The sequence below is a fragment of the Vibrio sp. D54 genome, from assembly GCF_021728075.1.
Taxonomy (GTDB): Bacteria; Pseudomonadota; Gammaproteobacteria; order Enterobacterales; family Vibrionaceae; genus Vibrio; species Vibrio alginolyticus.
In genome coordinates this window covers 1-2,560 of record NZ_JAKKCS010000049.1, presented here as the reverse complement: position 1 = coordinate 2,560, position 2,560 = coordinate 1, and the positions used below count along the sequence as shown (strand labels likewise).

Below are 2,560 nucleotides of genomic sequence, written 5' to 3'. Positions count from 1 at the left end.
GCCAATTTTGGATTTTCACCACGCTCGTTAACACTGAAATTGAACGCCGATACGACAATTTCGACTTTGAGCTTTTACCACTAGATCCTGCGATATAGCTGCGTTTTTCCTCTTGCAAACTAACGCCCAATTAAGGGGTGAGTAACGCAACACCGATGCTACCGCAAACCACCTTAATCACTAAAATTAACGCATAGTGAAAATGCCACGCGTTACGAATCCCTCTTGAATTGTTTGTTAGTACGCTGCACATAAAGCCTTTGGCACACACCAAGATATTGAAATATAGCACGAAATTTATGGCTTAAAACACTGAAACCAAACGGACAGCTGTCAAATTGAAAACTAGCTTCAAGACGTAAATTGGCTAAGAGAAAAACATGCCTAACTACCCTTTTTTACCGGTTTCAAATTAGCAAAGGATACGATCACGGAACTCAACCGAAGCGACAATGAAACTACATTTTTGATGCTGAAACCAACAACATCAAAGAAACCGCGCCAAAGAAATAGCCAAAAAGTTAGAAACCGTAAACGGCAAAATAACAACGAACACTCCACATATAGTGCCACCGGAGAGAACGTGAAAGGCACAGTTTTTCAGGTGTAAAGCAAAGCAGAGAAACCGATAAACTCCGAAAACTATTACCTTTGATGCTAATCCAGTACTAACGCCCTGTTAAGGTGTGAGCAACGCAATGCCGAAGCTTCCGCATACCACCTTAAACACTAAACGCAACGCATAGTGAAAATGCCACGCGTTGCGAATCACTCTTAAACAGTTTGTTAAATGTTTTCAGCAGTCGTATCGATCTTTTATATATTGGTGATAATAGCGACCAACTGACCTTGCGCTAATAAACTCTCTAAAAACACTCTCAGGAACTCTACAAAATGTATAGACAGGGTCACTATCTTCAAAGTCAATATACATTCGCATAGACTCAGCTTCATATCCAATTCGGCGAATTGCTGTTGAACTAACATTTACCCATTCTGTCATTAGAAACTCCTATTTCTTTAACCACGGTAGTATTTTCGAAGGACCATAAATGTGACCACCATCTATCCAGAACTTGCCACCATCGGTTGGACCCCAAATCCAATTATCTTCTATCCACCACTTTCCTGAATTATATGGCCCCCAAACCCATCCATCATCAATCCAAAACCTACCTGACTCAGATGGTCCCCAAATAAAACCATCATCGATCCAATATCCAGTGTACATACCGCCTCCCGACATTTAACGCCCAATTAAGTAGTGAACAACGCCACCAACTGCCTAAATTATTGCACCGTAAACACCCAAGCCAATACAAACCAATAATGCCGAGCGTTGTGAATCTGCTTAAATTGCTTGTTATGCGAATTCACCGACCAAGCCAAGTTGGGCAGATAAAGATTACCTCAGACACCAAAAACCACAAACAAACCAAACACTTTTTTTGATTCACCGAACAACCCAAGTCACTATAGATTCACCAGGTTTCCTCAAGTGACGAACAGTGAATTGAAGCGCACGATGCAGCTTTGGCTACCTGAAACTCAATGAAGCGGACGGACAGCAAAAACGACAGCCTCTAAGAACTTGCCCTCACCACACTTTGCGCACGACCAACCTACCGCTAGCCGACTCCAAATTTAAATGAGGCAACACACGAACCTTGGCATACTTTACGGTCCGAGTAATTCAAGAATTTGAGCCGACAATGCCAATTTGCCGACAACCAAAAACGAAAGGGTGGAGAGGACAAGAAAGAGAGTAAGAGAATAATTTGCCCAGTCGCATAACGCCGCATTAAGTGGTGAGCAGCGCAGACAACTGCACTTACCGCATTGTGCCGTAAACACTTAAGTCGAAGCAAACCGAAAATGCCGAGCGTTGCGAATCCGTCTTAAATGCTTTGTTATGTTCGGTGTTTTTTCACCTCTGATCTCAATAGGATAATGTGAGCAGCCGATATTACCGCGATAATCAGTGGAACAAATACCGAAAATAGTGATGTAAAAATGTATATTTGAGACATCATTAGCTTTTCACCCATACTGTCACTATGTGTCCAACCAGCCAAATGACCATCTGCAAAAAGCCCAAATGAACCATAATAATAAATTGGGTACATCAATGCTGACTCTTTCCAATAGCCTTTCTGCAAGTACTTAATTGAATTGACAGAAATCAGGTATGCTAGTAAAACGCCAAACACAATGAACATAAAGTCTGATGGATATTTGAACGCCGTCCCTAAAAACCTACCTTTTGACACTAAACCCGCGATAACCATTCCTAAAATGAACATGATCACTGCGTTGGTTAATTTTAACTCTTTCATATGCTCCTCCACTCGAACAGTATGAAAGAGTCTTAGACGGCAATTTCATGTAAAAGCCCCAAACTCGACCCATATCTACTTTTTAGTGATGAGAACATAACGCCGCGTTAAGTGGTGAGCAACTCAGACCACCGACCTGAAATATTGTGCCGTACACACTAAAGCTAAAGCAAACGAAAAATGCCACGCGTTGCGAATCCGTCTTTAACGCTTTGTTAGCTTAT

At 41.8% G+C, this 2,560-nt stretch carries 3 protein-coding genes; all 3 read right to left on the bottom strand.

The window, feature by feature from the left end:
* Positions 1 to 796: 796 nt before the first annotated feature.
* Positions 797 to 1,003, bottom strand: coding sequence for a KTSC domain-containing protein (locus tag L3V37_RS23885; protein ID WP_077681051.1), 207 nt, complete (start codon positions 1,001 to 1,003; stop codon positions 797 to 799).
* A gap of 9 nt (positions 1,004 to 1,012) precedes the next feature.
* Complete coding sequence (locus tag L3V37_RS23880) at positions 1,013 to 1,231, bottom strand: hypothetical protein (protein WP_237307338.1); 219 nt, start codon at positions 1,229 to 1,231, stop codon at positions 1,013 to 1,015.
* 679 nt (positions 1,232 to 1,910) lie between these two features.
* Positions 1,911 to 2,336 (bottom strand): hypothetical protein, encoded by a 426-nt coding sequence (locus L3V37_RS23875; RefSeq protein ID WP_237307336.1) that lies wholly within the window; start codon positions 2,334 to 2,336, stop codon positions 1,911 to 1,913.
* Positions 2,337 to 2,560: the final 224 nt, after the last annotated feature.

Excerpts from the sequence above, each read along its gene's own strand:
- L3V37_RS23885 (WP_077681051.1), bottom strand. The coding sequence starts at position 1,003 with ATGACAGAATGGGTAAATGTTAGTTCAACAGCAATTCGCCGAATTGGA.
- L3V37_RS23880 (WP_237307338.1), bottom strand. The coding sequence starts at position 1,231 with ATGTACACTGGATATTGGATCGATGATGGTTTTATTTGGGGACCATCT.
- L3V37_RS23875 (WP_237307336.1), bottom strand. The coding sequence starts at position 2,336 with ATGAAAGAGTTAAAATTAACCAACGCAGTGATCATGTTCATTTTAGGA.